This is a genomic window from Prosthecobacter sp. (genome assembly GCF_049294395.1).
Taxonomy (GTDB): domain Bacteria; phylum Verrucomicrobiota; class Verrucomicrobiia; order Verrucomicrobiales; family Verrucomicrobiaceae; genus Prosthecobacter.
In genome coordinates, this window is the sequence record NZ_JBAQCR010000424.1 from 1 (window position 1) to 24,952 (window position 24,952).

Sequence of the window (24,952 nt, forward strand, 5' to 3'; positions counted from 1 at the left end):
GTGACGCTGCCGCGTGACCCGAAGTTTTGGAGCACGAAGGGGCTGATCACCGATTTGAAGCTGCACACCGTCTGCGAAGAGGCGCAATGCCCGAACCGCTGGGAGTGCTGGAGCCAAGGCTCGGCGACGTTCATGATCGCCGGAGACCGCTGCACGCGTGCCTGCGGATTCTGTGCGGTCAAAACGGCCAAACCTTTTGCACTGGAAGCCGATGAGCCGCAGCGCGTGGCCGAGGCGACGAAGCGCATGGGCCTGAACCACATCGTCATCACCGCCGTGGCGCGCGATGACATGAAGGACGGCGGCGCAGAACACTTTGCCCGGACCATCGAGGCCGTGCGTGAAGCCGTGCCGACTATCACGATTGAGATTCTTGTGCCTGATTTCAACGGCAAGGACGACGCGCTGGAAGTCGTGATGAAGGCGAAGCCGCATATCTTCAATCACAACCTCGAAACCGTGGAGCGCCTGACGCCGCTGGTGCGCAGCCGGGCGATGTATCACCGCAGTCTGCATGTGCTGAAGCGTGCCAAGGCGATGGCTGAAGAACTTGGGACCAAGTGCGCGACGAAGAGCGGTCTCATGCTTGGCCTTGGCGAGACAGAGACGGAACTGTTTCAGGCGATGGACGACCTGCGTGAGCATGACGTCACCGTGCTGACTCTGGGCCAGTATCTGCGTCCCTCCCCGCAGCATCTGCCGGTGATCGAGTATGTCCATCCGGACACCTTTGAGAACTACAAGCAGATCGCGCTGAAGAAGGGCTTCCGCCACGTGGCGAGTGCGCCGCTGGTGCGCAGCTCGTACCACGCTTCGGATTTCAAGCCTGAGCTGGATCTGGAGTAGGCTCGTTAACTCTCGCGGATTATTTGCGGAAACCGCCAGCCATGCGGTTCCAAAAGTTTGCGAGGGAGATCACGAAGCCCAGGGCCACGATCTCCTGCTCTGAGAACAGGGTGGTCAGTTGATTGTATTCCTGTGCATCGTCATGGACGGTGGCCTTGTGTGTCAGTGCCTCAGCCCAGGCCAGGGCGGCCTGCTCATGTGGAGTGAACAACGGGGAACTACGCCAATCGGGGAGCTGTTCGAGGCGTGCCTGATCTTCGCCCAAGTGTCTTGCTTCTGCCTGATGAAGTTGAATGCAGTAGGCGCAGTGGTTGATCTGCGAGACGCGGAGTTCGACCAGTGCCCGCAGGTTGGGATTAATGGAGGTTTGGGCCAGGTCACGCGTCAGATGTCGGAAGCGGGAGGTTAGCTCCGGCTCGATTTGGGAGTAATCAATTCTCATGGGCTGGTTAAAGGGTGCCGGTTTCCAACTGTTCCAGGTAGATGAAGTCGGGCGCTTTGACGCCGGCTTCGGCTCGGATTTGCACAAGCTGGGGAGATTCAAAGAACGTCCTGGCGTCGGCGATGGATGTCCATGCGGAGAAGTGTACGATTTTGTTCGGATCGTCGTGGTAGCTGAGGACCTGATAGGAGCGTTCGCCGGCTGCTTTGCGAATGCCGGCGGCGCGGTCAAAGATGCTTTTCCATGCCGTGTAGTCGGCGACTTCGTGGATGATGAGAACGTGCTGCACTGGGGTGGTGGGTTGAGGTGAGAGCAAAGTTAAAGAGGCATTGATTCTTGTGGAAATGCTATCAATGCATCAGAATGATGCTCTGAAAGCATGAATCGTCCCTCCGTCCATGAGCTTGAGTGCTTCGTCGCTGTTGCCGAGGCTTTGAGCTTTTCCAAGGCTGCCGCGAAGCTCAACCTTTCCCAGCCCGCCTTGTCCCGGCAGATTCAGGGGCTGGAGTCCAAGCTGACCGCCCGCCTGCTGGAGCGCAACACGCGGTCTGTTTCATTGACGCATGCCGGCAGGTTGTACCTGGATGATGCGAAGCAGCTGCTGACCCAGCTTGACCGGGCAACCGAAGTCATCCGCCGCGTGGGGGCCGGAGAACCGCAACGACTGCGGCTGGCCTTTGTGGGTGCCTTGCTGGATGATGGTCTGGTGCGGCTGTTGCAAAAGTTTCGGACCGGGCGTCCCGATTGTCAGATTCACATGGTTGATATGGCCCCGGCAGAACAACTGACGGCTTTGGTGGGCGGAGAGATCGACGGGGCGTTCATCGGTGCGGCACCTGCCAAAGTTTCCCGGCAGATCGAGACCTTGGTCTGGAAGCGAGAGCCACTGCAGGTGGTGCTGCCGGAGCAGCATGCGCTGGCAAATGGTGCATCGCTGAAACTCGCCCAACTCAAGGCTGAAAGCTGGGTGATGGTTTCTGCCAAGGCCGCGCCGGGTTTTCGAGAGCACGTGAGTGTGCTTTGCAGGCAGGCAAAGTTTCAGCCGAAGGTGGTGCAGGAGTCAGATCGTGTGGCGGCTGTGCTTACAATGGTCGCGGCAGGGCAGGGGATCAGCGTATTGCCAGAGTCCCTGTCACGCTGGCTCGGTGTTGGAGTGGTCTTTAAAAACATGCATGAATCGAAAGCGATGCTGACGCATGCCTTTGCGTTCAGGCGCGGTGATCCTGGAGCTGAGTTGCAGGAGTTTGCCCGGATGCTGGCGGCTCAGGAAGGTTGATGCGGTTTTTGACATGCCATGCACAAGCATTAGGCGGAGACTAATGGAGCGGCGTTTAAAGTGAAAGCGTGTTGCGTGCGCGGCATTTCGCGTTCTCTTCGTACAACCCCAACCCACCACCATGTCCATTCGTCCTCCTGCCGAAGCCTACGAGAAAGTTCCGACTGTCATTTTCCCAGACTCCGCCAAGGCGGCCAAAACGCTGGCGCAGGAAGTGAAGCAGTTGATCGAGACCAAGAACAAGGCGGGCCAGCCTGCTGTGCTGGGCATGGCAACGGGATCAACGCCTGTGCCGTTCTATCGCGAGCTGATCCGTCTTCACAAAGAGGAAGGACTGAGCTTCAAAAACGTCATCACCTTCAACCTCGACGAGTATTATGGTCTCAGCGCGGATCATCCTGAGAGCTATTCGAAGTTCATGGCGGAGCAGTTGTTTGACCACATCGACATTCCGAAGGCGAACATCAATCTTCCCAGCGGCACGGTGCCGGGAGATCAGGTCTTCAACCACTGCCGCCAGTATGAGGAGAAGATCCAGGCCTCCGGGGGCATTGATCTGCAGATTCTCGGGATCGGTCGAACAGGCCACATCGGCTTCAACGAACCTGGTTCCAGCCGTGACTCGATGACACGCCGCATCACGCTGGACCGCGTGACGCGCCAGGATGCCGCCAGCGATTTCCGCGGGGAGCAGAACGTGCCGCACTTTGCGATCACCATGGGTGTGGGTACGATTTTGCGGGCGAAAAAGCTGGTGCTGATGGCCTGGGGAGAAAACAAGGCCGTCATGGTGGCCAAGGCCGTCGAAGGGCCGATGACGGAAGTGATTTCGGCCTCCTTCCTGCAGGATCATCCAGATGCGCGGTTCTTCATCGATCACGGGGCTTCCCGTGAACTCACTCGCATCAAACTGCCCTGGCTTGTGGGCCCGGCATCCTGGACACCGCGTGAGACGCGCCGAGCGATGGTGTGGCAGGCCTTCAAGATCAACCGCCCGATTTTGAAGCTGGTGGACGAGCACTACAATGAGAACGGCCTCTCCGATCTGCTCTCCGAGCAGGGGCCGGCTTATCAGCTCAACATCCGCATCTTCAACCAGCTGCAGCACACCATCACCGGCTGGCCCGGCGGCAAGCCTGATGAGGACGACACGTACCGCCCTGAGCGTGCACGGCCGTATCCAAAGCGCTGCCTTGTTTTTAGTCCGGAGCCGCAGGATGCCATCACCGGCATGGGCGGCACGATAGATCGCATGGTGGAACAGGGGCATGATGTGCGCCTGATCTCGCTGACCTCCGGCAGCCTGCGCGTGCCGGACAGTGAGGCGGATAAATTTGCCGAGACCCTGCTGGAACTGGCCTCCAATGCGGCCAATCCGGCCACTTGGGCTGCTCAGGTGGCCTATGCGCGGGAAGCGCTGGGCCTGCTGGAAGCGAAGGGCGAGTTCGGCGAGGACCCGCCGCTGCTGCGGCAGCTCAAGGGCCTGATTCTGCGCGGGGAATTGCGCGATGCGGCGCATACGGTGGGCCTGGCCAATGACCGGGTCACCTTTTTGGACCTGCCCTTTTATGAGCATGGTCGTTACCGCCGCTTCAAGAGCACAGATGAAGATCACAAGGCGCTGGTGCGCCTGTTGCAGGAGCACAAACCGCATCAGATTTACGTCACGGGCGACGCAGCCGATCCATCGAGCGTGGCGGGCATCTGCTTCCGCCTGCTGATGGCCGCGTTGCAGTCGTGTGCGGGCGAGGAGTTCGCGGGTTCCTGCAGCGTGTGGCTGTATCGAGGCAAGGAGCGTCCGCTGGAGCCGCATGAGATCGACATGGCGATTCCGATGAGTCCTTTGCAGATCGAGCGCAAGGCCAACGCCCTGTCTCGCTACGGGGCCTTGTCCTCCCTGGAAAAAGAAGCGCCGGAGACCAATCGTGAAAACGCGCGGCTTTATGATGCACTGGGCCTGGCCGAGTACGAGGCCATTGAGACCTTCCAGCGCTGGCGCCGGGTTTAATCCGTCTTTTTAACCAGCTACCGCGAGCCTGGCATCGCGGTAGCTGCATTTTCCCAGCCGTCGAAGCTCGTCGCAGTGGGCTTCGATGCGCATGCTCTTCATGCTGGGCTGGAACCCAAGCCTGCGTGTGATGCAGTCATGCAGCAGGGCGGTGTGATCATCCTCAAACTCCACCACGCGATCGCAGTCGAGGCAGATCAGGTGGTTGTGCTGGGGCTTGTCGAGGAAATTGGGGTCGTAGTAGGTCTGGTCACGGCCCAGATCGACTTCGCGCAGGAGACCGCATTCCACGAGGAGGGTCAGGGTGCGGTAGACGGTGGCCCGGGAAACGGTGCTGTCGAGTTTGCGCGCCTTCTCCAGCAGTTCCTCGGCTTTGAAGTGGTCATCGGTGGCAAAGGCAGCCTCCACAATGACATCCCGTTGCTTGGTACGGCGCAGTCCCTGGCTGGCCAGATGTTTTTCCAAGCGTTGAGTGATACGTTCGTCCATGTGGCAGAGAGGTTAGCCATGGCTGTGGATCGCGCAAGGCAGGGCTTTTTTGAAGAAGAGGGCGATGAAATGCCGGGTTTTAGGGAAATTGTGTGAAAAAATGCCGTGTAGGGCTGCGAGCTAAGCTGATGCTTAGTTTGTTATAATAGAGCGAACTAAGCGAAAAAAAGGTCGGAGGAGAGTTCCCATATAAAACAGGTCCATTTTGCAAGAAAAGCAGGCGTGGCGTTCAAATTAATTTAAAATAATTATGGATTTTATTGTTAATATTGATAAAATTACCCATACTGCCTGATTCCAAGCATGCCTTTACCATTTTCATTCTCAACCCAACGCCAAAGCTCTGAGGCCGAAAGTCCCGCAGAAGCCATAGCAATGGCTATTGCAGAGAAGGTGATGAACCATGCCCCCGGGCATGTCAGCACCGAGCCTCTGCAGGGAGTTCAGGGAAGCACCTTTACGGCTCCCGCATTGGAATCCCTGCCGCACGCAGTTCCTCAATTCCCACGTCCGGTTGCGGTGCATTCAGCCAATCCGCCCTTCAAACAAGAGCCGGAAGCCGTTCTGCCAGTGGAGATGCAGGTGACAGCCGCAATACCGCCGCCATCATCCCAGGAAGGAATGACTTCCGTCCATGACTTGCCGGCTCAAATCGAGCAGTTGCGCAACGACATCTTCGGCATCGCCATGAACGTGAGCGCCATGAATGATCGTATTGACCGCATGGAGCAGCGGCTTCCACAAGCAGGGCAGTCGGTGCAGGCCGGTATCGCCGCGTTGCGTGGTGAGATTGAAACCTGGCTGGAGAACCACCTCAATGCGGCCGTCGAGCACTGCATGAATCAAATCATCAACCGAGCCAATCCTTCGGCCAACCGTTCCGTCAACTGACCGCCGTATACCTGTTATTCGATCTTACACTTTATGAACTCCCTGAGACTCCGTATCCTGTTCCCCCTCTGGCTATTCGGCTTTTTGCCGGCCATGGGAGCCACCCGAATGATGGGGCAGCCACTTGAATGGTTCTTCGGCATGACAGGCGTCCTTCTCGGTGGCGGTGTCTTTCTGGCTGCCTATTTGATTTCAGGCTGGCTGCTCAAACCGACGACGGCGGTCATGAAGGGCACCACGGCGGTGCTGCGTGGAGTCCCCCCGGACGCTCAGTCCGCTGAATGGCTGCCGGCCGACTTCTGGAAGCTGCGCTGTGACATCAACATGATCTTTGCCAAGCAGCGCCAGGCACTCAATGCCGCCGAGCAGCATGCCTGCCAGACCGCGCAGCGCCTGCTCAATGCTGAACGCCTGTTGCGTGAGGCCTTCACGGCTCTTCAAGGCCTCTTTGCCGCCAGCGATGAAGGGGTGCTCGTGGTGGATGCCCAGGGCTCCATCATCGCCTCCAATGCCAAGCTGGATGATTTCCTCGGCAAGCCGGTCGAAGAAGTTGCCGGACGGGATTCCACGCGCGTTCTCAATGCGCTGATCGAGCGCTTTGAAGAAAAAGCCGTGATCACCGCCTGGATCGAAAAGACCACCACCCATCTCGAAGGCCAGTCTGAAACGCCGCCGCTCGTCTCCACTGACAACCGGGTTTTCTCCCTGCGCTCCAACCCGATGCGCACTGATGCCGGTGAAGTGATCGGACGCATCTGGATCGTGAAAGACCGCTCCGAAATGCGGGTGCTGGAGAACCAGCTGCGCGAGTCCCAGAAGATGGGAACCATTGGGCAGCTTGCCGGCGGCATCGCCCATGACTTCAACAACCTCCTCACGGCCATTCGCGGCAATCTCACGCTCGCCGAGCTCACCCCTGCTTCCAACCAAGCCGGAGTGCGTGACAAGCTGCAGAATGCCAACCACGCCACCACGCGTGCGGCGGAGCTCGTCAAATCCCTCCTCGGCTACTCACGCCGCAGCACCGGTGTCGCCGTACGCAAGGCCACCAATCTCAAGCGCCTCCTGGCGGACGTGCAGAACCTCCTCAAGCACAGTGTGGATCCGCGGGTCACCATTCAAATGCGCGGCGGCATGGATGCCTCCTACGCGACTGGAGACGCCACGCAGATCGAGCAGGTCATGCTCAATCTCTGCCTCAACGCCCGCGATGCACTGCCCGCAGACAAAGGCGTGATCGAAATCGCCGTCGAAAACGTCACCCATCGCATGCCGTCGAAATCAGCGGAAAGTGCTGAGGCTTCCGACTTCGTCATGCTGGTGGTGCGTGACAACGGCCACGGCATCTCTGAGGAGCACCGTCAGCGCATCTTTGAGCCCTTCTTTACGACCAAGGCTGGCAGCAAGGGCACAGGCCTCGGCCTTTCCACCGCGCAGGACATCGTGCGTGAGCACGGTGGCTGGATCGAATTCGACAGCGAAGTGGGCCGTGGCACCGAATTCCGCGTGTTTCTTCCACGCCTGCTCAATCCTGAGCAGGTCGAGGAGGAGACACCGATCGACAACGGACCTGCCATCAACGCCCCGATCGGCGGCCAGACCACCATTCTCGTGGTGGACGATGAAGCTCCGGTGCGCTCCATCGCCATGAACATGCTCGGCTTCCTCGGCTACCGTGTCCTGGAGGCCTGTGACGGCCAGCAGGCGCTCGACATCCTCCTGCGCACTCAGGAGAAGGTGGACGCCGTGCTGCTGGACATCTACATGCCCAAGCTTTCGGGTCGCGACACCTTCAAGGAGCTGCGTGCTGTCGGCAACGATGTGCCGGTGGTGGTTTGCAGCGGTTTTGTGATCGATCCTGACGAATTTACCATTCTCAGCCAGGGCCGGACACCGCCGGTGGACATCATGCTCAAGCCCTACTCGCTGGACGGTTTGAGCAAGGCGCTGGCCAAGGCTGTGCAGAAAAAGCCAGGGGATTCCCCTGTCTTTGAGCTCACCACCAGCCGCGCACCGCAGCAGGCAGCGATGCTTGTTTCCTGAGCACAAGCGAAATCTGGGGGGAAGAACTGCCTGCCGGCGGTCATCTTTCCCCTTTTCGATTGCTGCAAAGGCGCTACCATCCGCGCCCCATGATCAAAGTCGGCCTCGTCTCCCTCGGTTGCGCGAAAAATCTTATCGACTCGGAAATCATGATCGGCCACCTCCAGCAGGCTGGCATGGTCATGACACCTGAGCCCGATCTCGCGGATGTACTCATCGTGAACACCTGTTCGTTCATCGACATGGCCAAGAAGGAAAGTGTCGGTGCGGTGCATGACGCCGTGGACCAGCGGGCGGGCTCGAAAAAGCGTGCGCGACAGAAGATCATCGTCGCCGGCTGCCTCTCGCAGCGCTTTTCAACGGAACTGCCGGGACTCATGCCAGAGGTGGATGCCTTCATTGGACTCGATCAGATCACGCAGGTGGCCCCCATCATTCAGAAGCTCATGGGCACCAAGGATCACGAGCAGGAAAACCTCGTCACCCGCCAGCCGCAGTACATTCCGGATTACGACACGCCGCGCTTCCGCCTCACGCCGCAGCACATGGCCTACATCAAGATTGCCGAAGGCTGCAATCATCCATGCTCCTTCTGCATCATCCCGCGCATCCGTGGCCGCCACCGCAGCCGGACTCAGGAAAGCATCATCAAAGAAGCGCAGCAGCTCATCGCGAGCGGGGTGAAGGAGATCAATCTGATCTCCCAGGACACGACTTACTTCGGCATGGACAAGTGGACGGAAGAGCGCCCCAAGCCGCGCAGCGGGGTCGATTCCACCAAGGGTGAATCTCTTTCCTCACTCATCCGCGAGCTCAACAAGATCGAAGGCGATTTCTGGATCCGCCTCCTCTACACGCATCCCGCGCATTGGAGTGACGACCTCATCCAAGCCATTGCCGAGAGCCCCAAAGTGGCGCGTTACATCGACATGCCGCTGCAGCACATCAGCGACCGCATGCTGGGCCTCATGAAGCGCGAGACCGATGGCGCCTACATCCGCGATCTCATCAAGCGCATCCGTGCCGGCATTCCCGGAATCGCCATCCGCACCACCTTCATCGTGGGCTTCCCCGGTGAGACCGAGGCTGATTTCAACGAACTGCTGCAGTTCATCCAGGACACGAAGTTTGAGCGTGCCGGCGTCTTCAACTACTCTCGTGAGGAAGACACCCGTGCGGCGAAGATGGAGGACCAGATCCACCACATGACCCGCAAGGCACGCTGGAACGAGGCCATGCGCGCCATCCAGCGTAGCATCGAAGGCTTCAACACCACGCAGGTCGGTCGCAAGATGCGTGTCCTCGTCGAGGAGCCTGGCGTCGCCCGCAGCGAAATGGACGCGCCGGACATCGACACGACTGTTTTCGTGAGCAAGAAGCTTCCCGTTGGCAGCTTCGCTGACATCACCGTCAAGGAATGGCGCGGCTACGATCTCGTGGCGGCGTGAGGTTGCTACTTTGAGCCAGATTCCTGCGGTGGCGTTGGAGGTTTCTCACTCCGCTCCTGCCGCTCCGGTAACTTGGCTCGCGTCGCGCGCATGCGTTCCACCATGGGCCTGGTGATAACCCCTTCTTTGGACAAGGCACGGTCCAGCAAGAAGGCTCTCGATTCCTCATCGACGATGGGTTTGCTAAGTGACAGATAGGTGGCGAGAAACTTGGCGTCATTGATGTCGCCCAGAGCATCGAGTCGCAGTTGGGCACGTCTCTTTTGCTCCTCGGCCGTAGCGTCGCGCTCGCGCAAACCCAGGTAGGTGAAGGCTCCGAGCAGGTCACCGTTCTTCTTGTCCTCATGGCAGCGGCGGCAGCTCTCCTGCATGCGGATGGCCCCCAGGGCACGGAACACCTCACCTTCTTGCTTCACCACCAGCGCGTGTCCCGCCTGCAACAGGCGAAATGCCTTGGTCTCAAATTCATCGAGGCCGCGCGGGGCAATGAGCGGCTGCTCACCGTATTTTTTGCGTTCAGATTCACTTAGGCGGCTCACATACAACTTCCCGGCCTGAAGAAAGGATTCATCACGTTGCTTGAAGGCAGCCAGTGTTTTCATCCGCTGGATCGAAGGCCAGAAGTCGTATTTTTCATTATAGCTTTCGAGGCTGCTCAGATAATGGACTTCGGGGGCGTTGAGTACCACCATCATATCTACCAAAGGAACTTCATACTTGCCGTCATCGTCAGACCATGAAGCCCCAAAGTCGCCAGGGAGCATCCAAGCGCCGTGAATAAACCTCATGGTTCGCAAGCGGCCAAATCCCTCTGATCCCAGCAGGGCATTCACCTGCCGTTCGTGGTGGAACAGCACCGGGTTCAGCTGATCATCGATAATCTGAATGCCCTGGTCTTCCAGCACGACTGCCTCCGGGACACCCGCGTGAAGGGGAAGTCCGACCAAACCCCACAACACTGCGAGCAGGGAAGCGCGGAATATGGCTGGCGCGATCATGCGCCAAGGCTAACAAGCCGGGAGAAAGAAGTCGAACGCAAAAAATGCGTCACTCAGCCGCCTTCGGACTGAACCGCTCAGCCACACGCTCCACACCACCGCGTGGTCCGGTCACCGGTTTGAAGGCACCAGACTCCCAGGTTGTTTTTTCCGGGTAGGGGTAGAGGGACATGTCCAGTTCGGTTTTGCCGTCGACGATGCGTTGTGCGCTGAGGGTGTGAGGTGCTTCGCCTTTTTCGCGCCAGTTCATGACCAGGCCGAGCATGTCGGGCAGTTTGTTGATGCCGGGACCGGGGCCGTGGCTCATGCCGGGGACGATGTAGAATTTGCAAAACGCGGCTGCTTTTTCGAGAGAACCGAAGTGCTCAATGACGCGCTCGTAGTAGTCGAGCGTGGCATGGTAGGGCACGCATGAATCGGCGGAACCGGAGATCATGATGAGTTTGCCTCCGCGCTTTTCGAACGGGGTGAGGTCAGGGTTTTCAGCGTTGAGATAGGGGCCGAGTGCTGCGGTGTAGGTGTCGATGTCTTTGCCGAAGTCGAGGCTCTGGAGGTCTTTGTCCTTCCCGAAGACCCACTGGAAAAGATAGAGGTGACCGTGCGCGATCTTGAAGGAACTGCCGAAGGGAATGCCATCGAAAATGCGTTCGCCGGTAATCGCGTGCGTTGGGCCGTCGAAGAGTTTTTTGAGGGCATCGGCGTGCTTGTCGGTCAGCGTGGGATCTTTTTTCCGCGCCAGAGCGATCACTGCGACAATGTCTTTTTCGGTGCAGCGCGGGTCGGAGACCAGCTTGCCAGCAGTCTGTGGGAGTTCACGTGCGGCCATGTATTCGTTGCCGGCGGCGATGATGTTTTCCTCCTGCGACGCGGTGAACGGGCATTGATGGAAGATCTGCTCGTTCCACAAGAAGTAGGCATGCAGCGGAGTGCGGCAGTGGGCGGGGACATTGGCCACGATGCCGTCGTAGTCTTCGGGATAGCGCTGGGCTTCCTGAAGCGCCTGCTGGCCTCCGGTGGAGCCGCCGTTGAAATAGGAATATTCGGGGGAACGACCGTAATAGGCCTTGATGACCTGCTTGGCCGAAGTGGTCATGAGGTGGGTGGCGCGATAGCCGAAGTCTTTCCAGACATCCGGTTTGCCAATGCCGGAATCCGAGTTCGGGGCGGTGCCCATGTCCGTGGTGGCCACGGCATAGCCACGAGCCATGTAGCCCAGCAGGCTTCCGGAACTGATGCGGCCGGCGGCGCCGCCGTTGCCAAGGCCGATGAAGCGGTTGTTCCATTTTTCCGCCGCAGGCAGGCAGATTTCCACATTGATGTTGGAGTCCTTGCCCGGAGTGAGGATGAGCTTCACCACCGAGTGTGGCGGCAGATTTTTGTCTGCGGTGGCGCTGATTTCCTCGGCGAGGACGATTTTACCAGCGTCGATTGGAAGCTGCCTGAGTGTGGCAAGCCGGTCTGTGTTCTCCGGAGGCTCGGCCAGTGCTGCAGTGGCCGTGAATGCTCCGAGAAAAAAGTGTCTGCAAAGCTGCCAGGGAATTCTTGAGGTGGGATGGTTCATAGCTCAGTCACTGAATGATCTGTCCGTGTGGAGCTGGATGTGCTCCGATCATGAGCGTGCCGAATCACGGCGTTCCTTGCAACCCATGAATGAGCTTTCCAGCGCACGATGCGCGACTCCGAGGAGTCAGCGTCTTCTGGAGGTTCGTTTCCGCGCTTTGGTCTGTGCGCGGAGGGTCTCGTTGATTTCTTCCGGAGTCAGGACGATCGCGTGGCGGATGGTGACTTCCTCCAATTGAGCGACTTCAGCCGGCGGGGCGGACGGTGCTGCTGCTGGCGGATTGAGAGGAGCCTTCGGAGGTTCGGTAGCTGCTACGACCAGCGCAGGGGTTGATGACATTGCCGGGGCGGGAAGCGGAGCTGGATTGGTGGCAATCTCTTTTGGAGGGAGCGCGGGCCGAGAAGGTTTATTATTTTCCGGGGTCGTGAGAATGGCCCGGCGGATGACCGGTTCAGCATCGGGTGCCGGGATGCTGCTGACCGCATTCGCCGATGCCACAAGCTGAGGCTGCGGCTGGGAGGGCATGACCCTTTTTTCCGCAGGTTGCTTCTCCTCGCGTGTGATATTTCCGAGGAGGGTAAGTCCTGATGCTTCTGGCTTGAGCGCCACCGACATCGAATGATCCGCTACCACGGCAGGTGGCGGGGATGGTGAGAGGGTGGGAGGCTCGACCAACGCCACGGGCGTTTTATTCACGACGGGCTGGGGCGGTGCCTCAAGGGGCGGAATGGTCGCTGGTTTTGTAGGGGGCTCTGCGACCTTCTCCTGCAAACGGACAGCGACTTGTGGGAGCGAATTCGGCGCCGCAGTAAGCACTCCTGAACTGGCATCTGGCAATTCACCAAAGATCATCCAGGTCAGTGCCCCCAGAAGCATGACCGTGGCAGCCAGGGCCAGCCATGGGAATTTAAACTGGGGATGAGAGGGACGATGGAAATCGAGTGACTTGAGATCACCACTGACAGGAGCAAGGAGGAGGGTTTTCCTCCCATGATCCACGGAGGCATCGACCGGGGCTTGGTCTTCCTCAAAATCGGAGACGAAACCTGCGCTGGTGACTTCCTGTGAAGCAAGCGGGTCCTCGATGGAGTTCATCTCGGCACTGGCTGCGGTCAGGAGGTGGGAGAGCTTTTCCGTGAATTCGGACGGGTAGGGGACGGTGCTGCCGCTCAATGCCCACTGCAGGCACTCATGCAGATAGCCTGCCGCCATTTCAGGCATGCTGGAGGGGAATTCGGCAATCTCGCGCAACTGACCTTCTCCCGTGAGAAGATAGGCCGCCAGACCGATGAAGGTGCGATGACGCTCATCACGGGCAGCGATGCCGCTTGTTTCTTCATCTGGGTTGTATTCCCATGGGCTCAGATCGATCAGCCGTGGCTTGCACAGGCTGCGCATCGTCTTGTGCAGGCGGAGCTTTACCACAAATTTTGGCCAGGCATCCAGCCGCTTTTGATGCAGGCGCTCCAGATCACGAGGGAGGACGGGGCCGTCGTAGCCGACACAGAGTTGAATATTGGCCGGATCCACATCCACGCGCTGAACACCTGTTTCCGCCGCCTGTTCCAAACCTGCATGGATCTGCCGCAGCAGAGTGATGACTTCTCCGGGATTGAGAGAGCCGCGTTTCGCCATGAGGGCGCTCAGGGACATGCCCGGCTCACGCGCTTCAGAAAGAAACGCCCAGTCAGGCCCCTTCCAGAGACCTATCATGTGCAGGAGGTTGGTCTGCCGGGCTGGATCCTGCCGCCAGACCTGCGGAGGAAGCGCCATGAAGTCAGACTGATGAGCGATGCGCTCGGGCGGCAGCAGATGCAGGGTGACCGGCTGTTCGGCGGACACGTTGACTGCCGAAATCGTGAAGGGATGGCAGCCAGAAAGCTCGGGGTTTTGGATCCGGAAACTCGCGCCAAACAGGGTTTTCAGCGGAATTTCTCCAAGCAGCAATGTCTGCAGGTGGGAGACGGGCAGCGTGGAAGGATCTGCCACCAGCAGCAGCTTGGGATTGCGCGCCTGCACCAGCGTGACGTAGGAGCACATTGCCTCGCGAATTTCGTCACGCAGAGACTTTCTCGAAATCGAATGAGCTGAGGGGCTTGTCAGGACCGATTTGATGACGAAGCGCAGGCTCGCTGGCAGTTCTGCGATGATGCTGAAGTCGTCGGGATTGCCGCCTGGATAGGTCTGCCCGGTCATGAGCAGAAAGAGCAAACGGCAGGCCTCGTCAACGAATCGCGAGCTGTGCTGGCCAAAGGCCTCTGACCTTGGTTGTGACAGGCCGTAGTCATACAGCCGGAGCTGCAAAAACTCCTCTTCCTGGGTGGTGACCAACACTTGGTCCATGCGTACCGTTGAGAGCAACTGTCCTTGGTCCTCGGCTCTTCCCAGGTCTTGGAGAAGCTGATGCACCAAGGCCAGCGATGTCACGGTGGGCAGGGCCCCGCGTCGCTGGACATACTCCTGGACGAACTCTCCCTCATTCAGGTCGGTGACGAAATAGGGCAGGCCATCATCAACGCCGACTTCGAGAATCGTCATGAAGGACTGGCCGCGCATGACTGCCGCGCTTTGCAGCAGTTCCAGAGTGCGAAGCTGCAGGCCTTCATCGACCACTTCGGGCGTCACCTCCACTGGGGCCAAGGTGGTATTCGGCTCGTAAAACCTGTGGAGGAACTTGGATGGGCCCCGCGATTTTTTCGCTTTCCGGCGTGCACTGGACTTGGATTTGTGTCCTTCCAGCCGTGGGGCCGCCCACTGGCGGCGCGACTGCCAGCTCACGGGCTTGACCCAGCGTCTCATGGTGGGCTGCTGACTTGGGGCTGGAGCCGGAGCGGCTTTTCCGGTGAAAATATGGAGTTCCACCAAACGGCTGTTTCGCTGATCAAAGGCCAGCATGACCACCTCATCTTGTGCCCGCGGCAACTTGATTGGAGAGCCATTGCGATGACTTGCCAAGGCGAGGGATCCAAAGAGTTGTGGCCCTTCAATCATAACTCAAGCGTGCTGGTATGGAGAATTTAGAGAAATGTGTTCCGTTGGAGACATTGTTCTTGAGTATGATCTTTGCGACTCAATTGTGCAATGGAAATTATATATGATGGATATATATTTGAAAAACGAAGCTAGGTATGACTAATATCGTTTCCGAGTTAACTTGCGAAGGTTGCCCGAAACGGGTCATGCAATCAAAGCTGCTGAGTTGCTTGCTCTCAGGGGCAATCATGCGCATCCTGATCCATGACACGCAGCATTCTTGCCATCGGCGCACATTATGACGACTGTCCCTTTGGCATCCCTGGCACGCTTCTGCGGGCCGTGCAGAAACATCAGCGAGTGGTCATTCTCAGCCTGATCGGTGACTACACCAACTGGCCGCCGGTCAAAGGTCGGGAGCAGGGCCTGCTGGAGCTTTCAAAACAACTTGCCGCTGAGCGGGGCATCGAGATGCGTTTTTTGCCCTACAAGAGCCTGGGCTTCGAGCCGACGCTGGAGACCAAGCGAGCCGTGGCCGAAGTGGTGGCCGAGGTGAAACCCGACACCGCCTTCATGCTCTGGCCGCGCGACCGCCATCCTGACCACGAGGCTGCCAGCGCGATCTGCCATGCGGCCTTGTATCAACCGGCGCGCCTGCTCGGGCGCGATGAGGTGAAGACACCCTCACGCGTGTATTGGTATGACAATGGTCCCGGGCATACGATCGGCTTTGAGCCGGACACCTATGTCGATGTTTCCACCGAATGGCCAGCTGCGAGCGAGTGGCTGGGACGGTTGATGGCCTACGTGCGCAAGGAAGAGTATGACCCTGCCAAAACGGATGCCGCGATGGAGACGAAGAGCGTGCTTTCCCGGTATCGTGGGCTGGCCTGCGGGGCGAAGTATGCCGAGGCTTTCAAGAGCGTGCGCCCGGTGGTGAATGCCGAGTTTTGAAACTCGTGCCACTCTTCCATGAGTGGTACCCCCGGTAGGATTCGAACCTACGACAAATTGATTAAGAGTCAACTGCTCTACCAACTGAGCTACGGAGGCATGTTTGAAACCAAACAGCGTTGGAAGGGAGGGAGTTTTAATCGTGTCTGGGCTTGGTGCAAGTGAGTTTTATTCTTGAAGGTCAACTTTCGGGTGTTGGAGCACCGACCAGAGGGGGGTAGACGCTGGAAACCCGGTATGATTTTGGATGTTTTCCATGCGCTGCCGTGGTATCCGGCCTGCATGCGTGTGCTTGTTTTCTTCCTTTTTGCGTCGCTGCATGCCGTTCTGGCGGCAGATCTTCCCCTGGCAATCACCTTGGCTGGCCAGCCGGGACCTTACACGATCAAGCGATGGAAGAACGACTGGCCGGGCTGTGAATTTGAGGGTGGCATCGCTCAGGGGCGTGTCGCCATTGTCGAAGGCGATGCGTTGAAATGGCTGCGTGTGAATTTTGCCGTCGGGAAGATTGGTCCTGAGGAAGGTGGTGCGGGCTGGCGGATGCCGTTTGGAAAACATGAGACGGCGGAGCTGAGCTACACGCTGCGCTTCAGCAAGGATTTCGATTTCGTCAAAGGTGGCAAGCTGCCGGGACTGTGCGGAGGGCCGGACAATGTGAGCGGTGGTCGCCGGGCGACAGGGACGAACGGCTTCTCAGCGCGTCTGATGTGGCGCAAAGACGGCCGAGGCGAGGCCTATGTGTACCACAAGAATCAAAAGGGTGACTATGGCGACAGCTTTGCCTTTCCCGCTGACTTCCGCTTTCCAACGGAAACGCCGGTCAAGGTGAGGATCGCCGTGACGATGAACGCCGTGGGCAAACGTGATGGCACTTTGCGCGTGTGGATCGACGAAAAGCCGATGGTGGAACGAACCGACATGGAGTGGCGTACGGTGGGCAGCTTTGGCGTGGATGGTCTCTACTTTGAAACCTTTCACGGCGGTGGTGATGCCTCGTGGGCGCCGACACGGGCCTGCTGGGCGGAGTTCGCGGAGATGAAAGCCGGCAGATAGCGATCTTTCAAACGCCTCCAAATTGGGCATTGACCGCGTTCCTGCAAATCAGGACACTCAACGCAATCCCAACCAAGGAGGTCATCATGAATGAACCGCAATCCCGCCGTGCGTTCCTTGCCGATGTGAGCAAGGGAACGCTGTTAGCCACCCTCGGTCCCGCGTTCGCAGCTGAGTTCGGCATCAGCTCCGCCGGTGCGGAGGAATCGTCTGCCGCCTTGAACTTCGGTGACATGGAAGCGCTGGTCTGCTTCATGCAGGAGACGCCGGTGTCGAAGCTGCAGCCTGCGCTTGCTGCAAAACTTAAAGCGGGGGTGTCACTGAAACAGCTGGTGGCCGCAGGCGTGCTGGCCAACGCACGAACTTTCGGCGGCGAGGACTACATCGGCTTTCATACGCTGATGGCGCTGCATCCCGCACTGAAGATGGCCGCGTCAATGCCGGACAAGCAGGCAGCGCTGCCGGTGTTCAAGGTTTTGTACCGAAACACCAAGCGCATGCAGGAACACGGCGGGCGTGGCGAGGAGGTGCTGCACCCCGTGTCTGCTGGCGACGACAAACCAACGGCGGCGGATCTACACAACGTGGTGAGGAGCAAGGACACCGCCGCTGCGGAAAAAATCTTTGCCACGATGATGAAGCAAAACGCGGATGACGGCTTCAACGCCTTGCTTGAATGCGTGCAGGACAACATCGAGGTGCACCGCACCGTGCTGCCCTATCGCGCCTGGGATCTGCTCGATGTGGTGGGACATGAGCATGCGACGACTCTGCTGCGCATGTCGCTGCGCTACTGCCTGAACTCGGAGAATGCCCGCCGCCCCGAATGGGATGAACACAGCAAAGCGCTGTCGAAACTGATGGATGAGTACAAGCTCATGGGAAAGGAGCCGGGTACGAGGTCCATGGAGGACGCCATGGTGGAGAAACTCAGCATGACGATTTTCAGCGGCACGCCGCAAGACGCTTCAGGGGCGGTCGCTGCGGCATTGGCGGAGGGATTTGATCCGCATGAAATCGGTGAGGCGATCTCGCTGGCGGCGAATCAACTGGTGCTGCGGGATCATGGCCGCCCGCCGGAGTGGGAAGCTCCCGGCAAACCGCCTGGCAGCGTGCATGGCGACTCTGTGGGCGTGCATGCGAGCGACTCGGTGCATGCGTGGCGCAATCTCTCGCAGGTCAGCAAGGGGCGGAATGTGTTCGCCTGCCTGATTCTCGGTGCATGGCAGGTGGCGCGTGATCGTGGTGCGGCCACTGGTCAGCACTTTCTCGAATGGGAGCCAATGCCACCGAAGAGATACATCAGTCAGCGCACGGATCAGGTGAAGCTGCTTGCTGAGCTGGATGAAAACATTCGACTGAATCTCCAAGCGCATGCCTCTGGTGTGGTGCATCGCTGTGGAATGCAGGGAATGGACTCGGAGGCTGTGTTCAAGACTTTGCTGCGCTACGCCGTCAGTGAAGATGGTGCGCTGCATGCGGAGAAGTATTTCCAGACAACCTGGGATGAGTTTCACCGTACCCGCCCCGCCTTCCGATGGCGCCAGCTGACGGCACTTGCACGTGTGACGGCGAGTGAGTTTGGCCGTCCGGCACCCGGGCAGGTGGAAGCACGCGAACTGCTGGGGGTGTAAACAGGGGATTTCAGCCTAGCATATAAAAAATTACGTGGCGGATGAACGAGTCATCCGCCACGTGCCAATGGGGGGCTGGCCAGAGAAATCAGAAGATGCCGAGACGTGTGTTGCTGTTCACATTGAGTGGCAGCCCACGAGTTCCCACACGAGCGTTCACGCCCGCAGGCCGGGGGGCAGGCCTGGAATGATAATAGGTCGGGTGATTGTGGCTGTGGCCGTAGTAGCTGTTCCCCGGGTAATACGGACGGGGTGCGGGCGCACGGTGATAATGTCCTGGGCGGGAATATCCTGGGCGGGTGGCCACGTAGCCACCTGCATCCACACAACTGGACAACGTCGCCATGAACAAACCAAGAGTGAATAACTGGATGATGTTTTTCATTGGATAGTGGGGTTCTTGCCAATACATCGTTTGAAATTGAATTGTGGTCGTACTTCCGTGCTTACCTAGCCTCGATCAACTGCACAGCGTCAGCTCCGACGATGCCGTCCGTGTCCTTGGTGCTGATCGTGATGACGGCGCTCTTGTCTGCCGTGAATGGGAAGACGCCAAGGCTGATGAAGAGCTTGTCGATGGGCGGTGCCTTGCGTTGATTCACGAGCACTGTCTGCGTGCCCTGGGCGTGTTCAACGGTCACCGGGACATTGCTGGCACGGTTGGGCGCAGAGGCATAGGACACGCGTACTTCGTATTTGCCTGTGGCGGGGATTTTCATCCGATAGATGACGCTTTTGGCACCTTTCTCGGTGTTGGCGTCATGGATGCTTGAGCCATCGACGGGATTGCCATAGGCGCTGCCGGTCCAGTGTCCGATCTGCTCAGCTTCCTGCTCGCTCATGACAATGCCAGGCAGCTTGGCGGAGCGGACCATGTGGGCGAGCGAGGCGAGTTCGAGCACGGCTTTTTGTTCGAGCAGTTTTTTCCGCAAGGTGGGAACGTCGATGTTTTGCACCGGGGTCTTCGCCTTGATTGCCATCACGGCGGCGAGGCCTGATGCATGGCCCAGTGCCATATAGACCGGCTCCATGCGCAGTGAGCAGTACGCGATGTGGCTGGCGGAAAGGCAGACGGGGACGAGCAGGTTTTCGCACTCGGTGCGCTTGGGCGCCAGGCTGCGATAGGGGATCTGATAAGGCAGTGCCGGGGTGTCTTGAAAGCTGCCCTCATCACGGACGGTGCCGTCTTCGGCAAGGATGCGCTGGACGATGTGGCAGTCGATCAGGAACGAGCCCATGCCGACGGAGTCGTCTTTGAAGATGTCGGTTTGCAGATCCTTCTGCACCATGACGTATTCACCGATCATGCGGCGGCCTTCGCGCACATAGAGCGCGTAGGGCCAGTGGGCGTTGTCAGCGAATTCGTCTTTGCACAAGCCCCAGGAGTTGGTCTGGTCCCGCAGGCTCTGGGGCACACGTTCGTCATGGCCAAGGAACCACAGCATGCCCTGGATGAAGTCGGTGTGGTCCTGCCAGATGCGTGCGCGTGTGGCGGCATCCCCATCAGGGTAGTCGAAGTTTGCGCCGGGATAGTCGGTGGAGAACAGGCCTTGGGCATTGAGGTCGTATTTGCCATTGGCGACATTGCCGAGATGGAACAAGCGGCCGAAGCGAACGCCGGGGAAGGCGTGGATCAGGCGCAGCAGCAGTTCGTATTTAGCGGGATCGTAACTTGCGGGCTTGGGGAAGGGGACCAGGATGTCTGCGCGCTGCGTAACGCAGATGCGGAAGTTGTAGCTCTGGGTGCTTTTGTCCGCGCTGCCGGGGGCGAGCTTGGGATCTGGGAAGACGCCGAAGATGGGTTTGCCCTGCGCATCCAGACCGGAGATGTTCGTGGGGGTGCCGTGAATGTAGCTGGGGCCTTTGCCGCCGATGCTGGGGCAGTCGCTCTCCATCACTTCGATGGTGCGCGGACGAATCGGCATCGGGTGATAGCCCGCAAGCGGCTCGCCATACTGCGCGGTGCTCTCACGCCCGACGATGTAGCTGACCTTCGCCGCCGCCATGAGATCGCCCTCATAGGTGGCGTCGATGAACTCTTTGCCGTGGTAGAGAGTACGGTCGCTTGTGGTGAGGCTGGTGATGCGTGAGCCTTCCTTGCTGATCGACTTGAGTGACTGCGATGTGACCACTTTCACGCCGGCTTCCTGCAGCATTGTTTGAAACGTGGTCATGTTCACGCTCGGCTCAGCATACCACATGGGGGTGCCCGGCTTCGCGGCAGCGGCACGGGCGAAAAACTCGCGAGGGAAGCCGCCGATGGTCTCCTCCTTGCCGACGTCTGAGCGGCAGAGGCCGCCGGTGACCATGCCGCCAATCCATTTTGTGGGCTCGATGACGACAACTGATGCACCTTCACGTGCGGCCATGATGCCGGCGCTCAGTCCTGCGGGAGTGCCGCCGTAAACGACGAGGTCAAAATCTGCCGCAGCGAGAGGCGAGGCGAGACCCAGAAGGAAGAGCAGGCGGTGAAAAAGCATGAGGCGAAAAAAGAGCAGGCGGCAACGCCATGCATCTCTTTTCGCCTCGTCTTTTCAATCGGTGTGCTTACTGCTTGGCAAAGGCCTCGTAGGCTTCGGCAACCTTGCCTTCCTTCTCGTCACCTTTGTGGAAGAGGAAGAGATGGCGCAGGAGGGTGTATTCGCCCTTTTTGAGTTCATAGGCTCCGTCAGGGGCGTCTTTGTCGAGCGACTTGGTGCCGAAGGGATTGGCGGTGAAGAGGCCGTAGGTGCGGACGTGCCATGGGGTGGGGAAGCGAAAGCTGGAAGGATGATTCAGCATGGCGACGCCGAGTTTTTCTCCGCCGACGATGCCGTAGTAATCGCACCATTTGGCGCGTTTGCCCCAGGCTGCAGCATCGGTGAGGCCTTCGCTGTTGATGATGTGACCGCTGCCTTTTTTGTTCTTTTCGATTTCGACGGCCATCTCCGTGGGAACGCGGATGCTGAGACCGGCGTCTTTTTTGTCTTCAAATTTGGCGGTGCCTTCGGTGGCGAGCAGGATCTGCTTCAGCTCGATGCTGCGGCTGCCTGCATCTGCGCGGAAGATCATGGTGCGCTCTTCTTCGAGGTATTTTTTTCCATCAGGATCAAGGTAGTCGATGATGGAGACGAGCACGGCGGAATCGGGTTTGGCCTCCAGCGTCTTGAACTCGCGGTGTTTTTCGCTGCCCAGCTTGCTGACACGTTCCGGGGTCTTGGATGTATTCCCAAAGGTGAGACGTTCGGCCCAGGATTCGATGCCATTGATGCCCTCGCTGCCAAAGCAGATGCCGCGATGGTGCGGGTGGTCATGCTGCTCGCCTTCAATGGTTTTCATCGGGTAGTTGCGCGTCATCTGTTTGCCGGTCGGGCCGAAGACGGGGGCGAGGTAGGGCTTGTTGGCCTGATCGACGATGTATTCAGCGAAGACCTGCCCATCGACTTTGACGATGGCACCGCCCGTGGCAGTTTTTTCGACGGTGAATTGGGCGGCGCTCGCCATGGAGGCGAGCAGGAGGGATGCGGCGAGGAGTAATTTCATGGGTGAGGCAGTGAACGTTGGTGAGATTGAAATGCTTTCGGCTGAGATCAATCCCAGCCGTGGAAGAATTGGAGTGCGGTCCGGCTCGTGTCGGTGGCGACTTTCTCGACGGCTTCCCCGCGCAGGGCGGCGATGGCGCGAGCGGTGTCTGCCACGTAGGCGGCCTCGCAGCGTTTGCCGCGATGGGGCACCGGAGCGAGGTAGGGCGCATCGGTCTCGATCATGTAGCTGCCCGCAGGCACGAGGCGTGCGGTTTCGGCGATGATGCCGGCATTTTTGAAGCTGACGATGCCGGTGAAGGAGATGAGATGGTCGCGTTCCAGCAGCGGCTGAGCCTGCTCGAGTGTGCCGGTGTAGCAGTGGAATACGCCGCGAAGGCGGTCGCTGAAGGGCAGCACGAGCGCGGTGAGATCTTCCCAGCTTTCGCGATTGTGCAGGATCACGTTGAGTTTCAGCTCTGCCGCGAGTTCGAGTTGTGCGGTGAGCACGCGGGTCTGATGCTCTTTCCAATCATCAAGGGTAAAGCCCTCCGGCGGGGCATGGAAGTAATCGAGGCCGATTTCGCCGATGGCGCAGACTTTGGGGTGACTGGCGAGTTCACGAAGCTCGTTGATCCAAGCGTCGCCACTGACCGAATCTGCATCACATGGGTGAATGCCGACAGCGACACGCACATCTGGCTGGTGTTCGGCGATGGCGAGGAGCTTGCGGGCGTTTTCGAGATCCGTGGCCGGAGCCACCATGCGGGTGACGCCGGCTGCGCGTGCGCGCTCCAGCACGGCGGGCAGATCGCCGTCGAATTGTTTGCTGCCGAGGTGGGTGTGCGTGTCGAAAAACATGCCCTGCGCCTTCGCATCTGGGAACCGGGTGTCAAGCGTCACGAATTAGTCCTTTCCTCGTGCGCCCTGTTCATGATAAATCATGCGCATGTCTTTTCGCCGGTTGCTTTTGGTTTTGCCATGCCTGCCAGCGCTTCTAGGTGCTGCACCGGCGGATTATTTTGGCATTCACGTGATCGATGAACAAACGGGGCTAGGCGTGCCGCTGATCACGCTGAAGACGACGAATCACATCGCGCTGACGACTGACAGCGCGGGTTGGATCGCTTTTGACGAGCCGGGGCTGATGAACCAAGCGGTGTATTTCAGCGTTGAAGGGCCTGGGTATGTGATGCCGAAGGATGGGTTTGGCTTTGTGGGCATGCGGCTGACTCCCGTGGCAGGAAAGTCCGTGGAGATTAAAGTGCTGCGCACCAACATTGCGGAGCGTTTGTGCCGGCTGACAGGGCAGGGGATCTACCGTGACAGCACTTTGCTGGGGCATGAGGCGCCTCTGCCGAGCCCCAATCTGTTTGCGGATGTCATGGGGCAGGATTCGGTGCAGGTGGTGTCTTGGAAGGGGCGCTACTTCTGGATTTTTGGAGACACGAATCGCCCCAACTATCCGCTGGGCAATTACCACTCCACGGCGGCGTGGAGCGATGCGCCGGACAAGGGCGGGCTTGATCCGGAGCATGGCATCCACTTTGAATACATCACCGATGAAAACGGGGCGGTGGCCAAGATGCTGCCGATGGAGGAACCCGGCGCGGTGTGGCTCTTTGGCATGCACACGGTCATGGATGCAGCGAAAAAGGAGCATCTCATGGCGCATTTCTCACGCTGGCGTGATCTGGGCAAACGGCTGGAGCATGGTCTGGCGGAGCTGAACGAATCAACGGGACGCTTTCAGCGCACCACGGTGCTGGGGGATGAATTTGACTGGCAGCATCCGCAGGGCAATGCCGTGCGGACCAAAGGGGAGAATGGTGACTGGATTTACTTCTCCACGCCCTTCTGCCGGACTCGGGTGAAGGCGAGCTATGATTCCGTATTAAACACCTCCGCTTATGAGTCCCTGGCGTGGTCGGCGGAGCAGGGTGACTACGTCTGGCAGCAGGCGCAGAAACCGACGACGCAGAAAGACGAGGCAATCCTCATTGCCGCGAAGAAGATGCCCGAAGAAAAGGCGCGCATGCAGGTGGTGGATGCGCAGACAGGCAAGCCGGTGCATCTGCATGCAGGCAGCGTGCATTGGAACAAACACCGCGAACGCTGGGTCATGATCGCGGTGCAGGAAGGCAGCGCGGAATCTTACCTTGGAGAGGTGTGGTACGCGGAGGCGAAGCAGATAGAAGGCCCCTGGCGCAAGGCGGTGAAGATCGCCACGCATCCGAAGTACAGCTTCTACAATCCAAGCCATCATGCGTTTTTTGACCAGCAGGACGGACGCCTGATCTATTTCCAAGGAACCTATGCGGAAACATTTTCAGGCAATCCCATCGCCACGCCGCGGTATGACTACAACCAGATCTTGTATCGGCTTGATCTGGAGGATGAGCGGCTGAAGGCGGCGCGGGTGGACTGAACACGAGTGACGAAAAAGGCACAAGGCCATGCCTTCACGGGGCCTGAGAATTGGGCATGCATGGCGGCATGGAATCACTGCAACGCATGGATTGGCTGGCCTTCGTGGGCAGGAGTTTTCTTGGTGTGCTGTCGTGGCTGGGGCAGATCGCCGCATTGATGGGCGAGCTGATGATCGGATTGAAGAGCGGCAGGTGGAGGCTGAAACTGGTGGCGCACCAGGTGATGGCGATTGGTTACGGATCGCAGCTGGTCGTTGTGGTGACGGGGGCCTTCACTGGTGCGGTGTTTGCCTTTCAGTCCTATGCGAAGTTCAAGGAATTCGGCATTGAATCGACCGTGGGTGCCATTGTCTCGGTGGCGCTCTGCCGTGAACTGGGGCCGGTGCTGACGGGCTTGATGGTGTCAG

Annotated in this window: 21 protein-coding genes and 1 tRNA gene; 11 read left to right on the forward strand and 11 right to left on the reverse strand. The window is 58.9% G+C overall.

Translation table 11 applies throughout. The features are described 5' to 3' along the window. The coding region (gene lipA / locus WAW39_RS29125; protein WP_422323086.1) for a lipoyl synthase at positions 1–846 on the forward strand (846 nt) is incomplete at its 5' end. 19 nt (positions 847–865) lie between these two features. Here lipA and WAW39_RS29130 read toward each other — a convergent pair. Together WAW39_RS29130 and WAW39_RS29135 are read right to left on the reverse strand one after the other, a co-directional pair. Continuing rightward, positions 866–1,288 carry a carboxymuconolactone decarboxylase family protein gene (locus WAW39_RS29130; protein WP_422323088.1) on the reverse strand — a complete coding sequence of 141 codons (423 nt, stop codon included), beginning with the start codon at positions 1,286–1,288 and terminating at the stop codon, positions 866–868. 7 nt (positions 1,289–1,295) lie between these two features. Further along, positions 1,296–1,577: an antibiotic biosynthesis monooxygenase gene (locus WAW39_RS29135; protein WP_422323090.1), complete on the reverse strand. Its 282-nt coding sequence runs from the start codon at positions 1,575–1,577 to the stop codon at positions 1,296–1,298. A gap of 90 nt (positions 1,578–1,667) precedes the next feature. Between WAW39_RS29135 and WAW39_RS29140 the strand changes: the two genes are divergently transcribed. Both WAW39_RS29140 and nagB read left to right on the forward strand, forming a co-directional pair. Continuing rightward, a complete protein-coding gene (locus tag WAW39_RS29140) occupies positions 1,668–2,564 on the forward strand; it encodes a LysR substrate-binding domain-containing protein (protein ID WP_422323092.1) in 897 nt (298 codons plus the stop codon). A 121-nt stretch (positions 2,565–2,685) separates the two neighbouring features. After that, positions 2,686–4,572, forward strand: coding sequence for a glucosamine-6-phosphate deaminase (nagB, locus tag WAW39_RS29145; RefSeq protein WP_422323094.1), 1,887 nt, complete (start codon positions 2,686–2,688; stop codon positions 4,570–4,572). 9 nt (positions 4,573–4,581) lie between these two features. On the opposite strand, the gene WAW39_RS29150 is transcribed toward nagB, so the two are convergent. After that, positions 4,582–5,061, reverse strand: coding sequence for a Fur family transcriptional regulator (locus tag WAW39_RS29150; RefSeq protein ID WP_422323096.1), 480 nt, complete (start codon positions 5,059–5,061; stop codon positions 4,582–4,584). Positions 5,062–5,364: 303 nt separating this feature from the next. Here WAW39_RS29150 and WAW39_RS29155 point away from each other — a divergent pair, with 303 nt between their 5' ends. From WAW39_RS29155 to rimO, 3 genes are all read left to right on the forward strand, one after another. Further along, positions 5,365–5,952 carry a hypothetical protein gene (locus WAW39_RS29155; protein ID WP_422323098.1) on the forward strand — a complete coding sequence of 196 codons (588 nt, stop codon included), beginning with the start codon at positions 5,365–5,367 and terminating at the stop codon, positions 5,950–5,952. Between the two features lie 93 nt (positions 5,953–6,045). Continuing rightward, positions 6,046–7,995: a hybrid sensor histidine kinase/response regulator gene (locus WAW39_RS29160; protein WP_422323100.1), complete on the forward strand. Its 1,950-nt coding sequence runs from the start codon at positions 6,046–6,048 to the stop codon at positions 7,993–7,995. Between the two features lie 89 nt (positions 7,996–8,084). Further along, complete coding sequence (rimO, locus tag WAW39_RS29165) at positions 8,085–9,443, forward strand: 30S ribosomal protein S12 methylthiotransferase RimO (RefSeq protein WP_397381436.1); 1,359 nt, start codon at positions 8,085–8,087, stop codon at positions 9,441–9,443. 5 nt (positions 9,444–9,448) lie between these two features. On the opposite strand, the gene WAW39_RS29170 is transcribed toward rimO, so the two are convergent. The 3 genes from WAW39_RS29170 to WAW39_RS29180 form a co-directional block, all read right to left on the reverse strand. Continuing rightward, complete coding sequence (locus tag WAW39_RS29170; protein WP_422323103.1) at positions 9,449–10,441, reverse strand: c-type heme family protein; 993 nt, start codon at positions 10,439–10,441, stop codon at positions 9,449–9,451. A gap of 49 nt (positions 10,442–10,490) precedes the next feature. Further along, complete coding sequence (locus tag WAW39_RS29175) at positions 10,491–12,002, reverse strand: tannase/feruloyl esterase family alpha/beta hydrolase (RefSeq protein WP_422323105.1); 1,512 nt, start codon at positions 12,000–12,002, stop codon at positions 10,491–10,493. A 126-nt stretch (positions 12,003–12,128) separates the two neighbouring features. Further along, positions 12,129–14,801 carry a hypothetical protein gene (locus WAW39_RS29180; RefSeq protein ID WP_422323107.1) on the reverse strand — a complete coding sequence of 891 codons (2,673 nt, stop codon included), beginning with the start codon at positions 14,799–14,801 and terminating at the stop codon, positions 12,129–12,131. Positions 14,802–15,239: 438 nt separating this feature from the next. Between WAW39_RS29180 and WAW39_RS29185 the strand changes: the two genes are divergently transcribed. Then, positions 15,240–15,929 (forward strand): PIG-L deacetylase family protein, encoded by a 690-nt coding sequence (locus tag WAW39_RS29185; RefSeq protein ID WP_422323109.1) that lies wholly within the window; start codon positions 15,240–15,242, stop codon positions 15,927–15,929. Between the two features lie 23 nt (positions 15,930–15,952). Here WAW39_RS29185 and WAW39_RS29190 read toward each other — a convergent pair. After that, positions 15,953–16,028: transfer RNA gene (locus WAW39_RS29190), tRNA-Lys, on the reverse strand. A 183-nt stretch (positions 16,029–16,211) separates the two neighbouring features. Between WAW39_RS29190 and WAW39_RS29195 the strand changes: the two genes are divergently transcribed. Further along, complete coding sequence (locus tag WAW39_RS29195) at positions 16,212–16,982, forward strand: polysaccharide lyase (RefSeq protein WP_422323111.1); 771 nt, start codon at positions 16,212–16,214, stop codon at positions 16,980–16,982. Positions 16,983–17,068: 86 nt separating this feature from the next. Beyond that, positions 17,069–18,616 carry a hypothetical protein gene (locus tag WAW39_RS29200; RefSeq protein ID WP_422323113.1) on the forward strand — a complete coding sequence of 516 codons (1,548 nt, stop codon included), beginning with the start codon at positions 17,069–17,071 and terminating at the stop codon, positions 18,614–18,616. Positions 18,617–18,704: 88 nt separating this feature from the next. On the opposite strand, the gene WAW39_RS29205 is transcribed toward WAW39_RS29200, so the two are convergent. From WAW39_RS29205 to WAW39_RS29220, 4 genes are all read right to left on the reverse strand, one after another. After that, complete coding sequence (locus tag WAW39_RS29205) at positions 18,705–19,001, reverse strand: hypothetical protein (protein ID WP_422323115.1); 297 nt, start codon at positions 18,999–19,001, stop codon at positions 18,705–18,707. A gap of 61 nt (positions 19,002–19,062) precedes the next feature. Further along, entirely contained in the window at positions 19,063–21,096 is a 2,034-nt protein-coding gene (locus tag WAW39_RS29210; protein ID WP_422323117.1) for an FAD-dependent oxidoreductase, read from the reverse strand. A gap of 67 nt (positions 21,097–21,163) precedes the next feature. Next, on the reverse strand, positions 21,164–22,138 hold the full coding sequence (locus WAW39_RS29215) for a PmoA family protein (RefSeq protein ID WP_422323119.1): 975 nt from the start codon (positions 22,136–22,138) through the stop codon (positions 21,164–21,166). A gap of 47 nt (positions 22,139–22,185) precedes the next feature. Further along, positions 22,186–23,019, reverse strand: a complete 834-nt coding sequence (locus WAW39_RS29220) for a TatD family hydrolase (protein ID WP_422323121.1) — start codon at positions 23,017–23,019, stop codon at positions 22,186–22,188. A gap of 46 nt (positions 23,020–23,065) precedes the next feature. On the opposite strand from WAW39_RS29220, the gene WAW39_RS29225 reads away from it, so the two are divergent. Then, entirely contained in the window at positions 23,066–24,544 is a 1,479-nt protein-coding gene (locus tag WAW39_RS29225) for a hypothetical protein (RefSeq protein WP_422323123.1), read from the forward strand. Between the two features lie 68 nt (positions 24,545–24,612). Next, positions 24,613–24,952, forward strand: a 340-nt coding sequence (locus WAW39_RS29230; RefSeq protein WP_422323125.1) for an MlaE family ABC transporter permease, incomplete at its 3' end; no start/stop codon positions are given.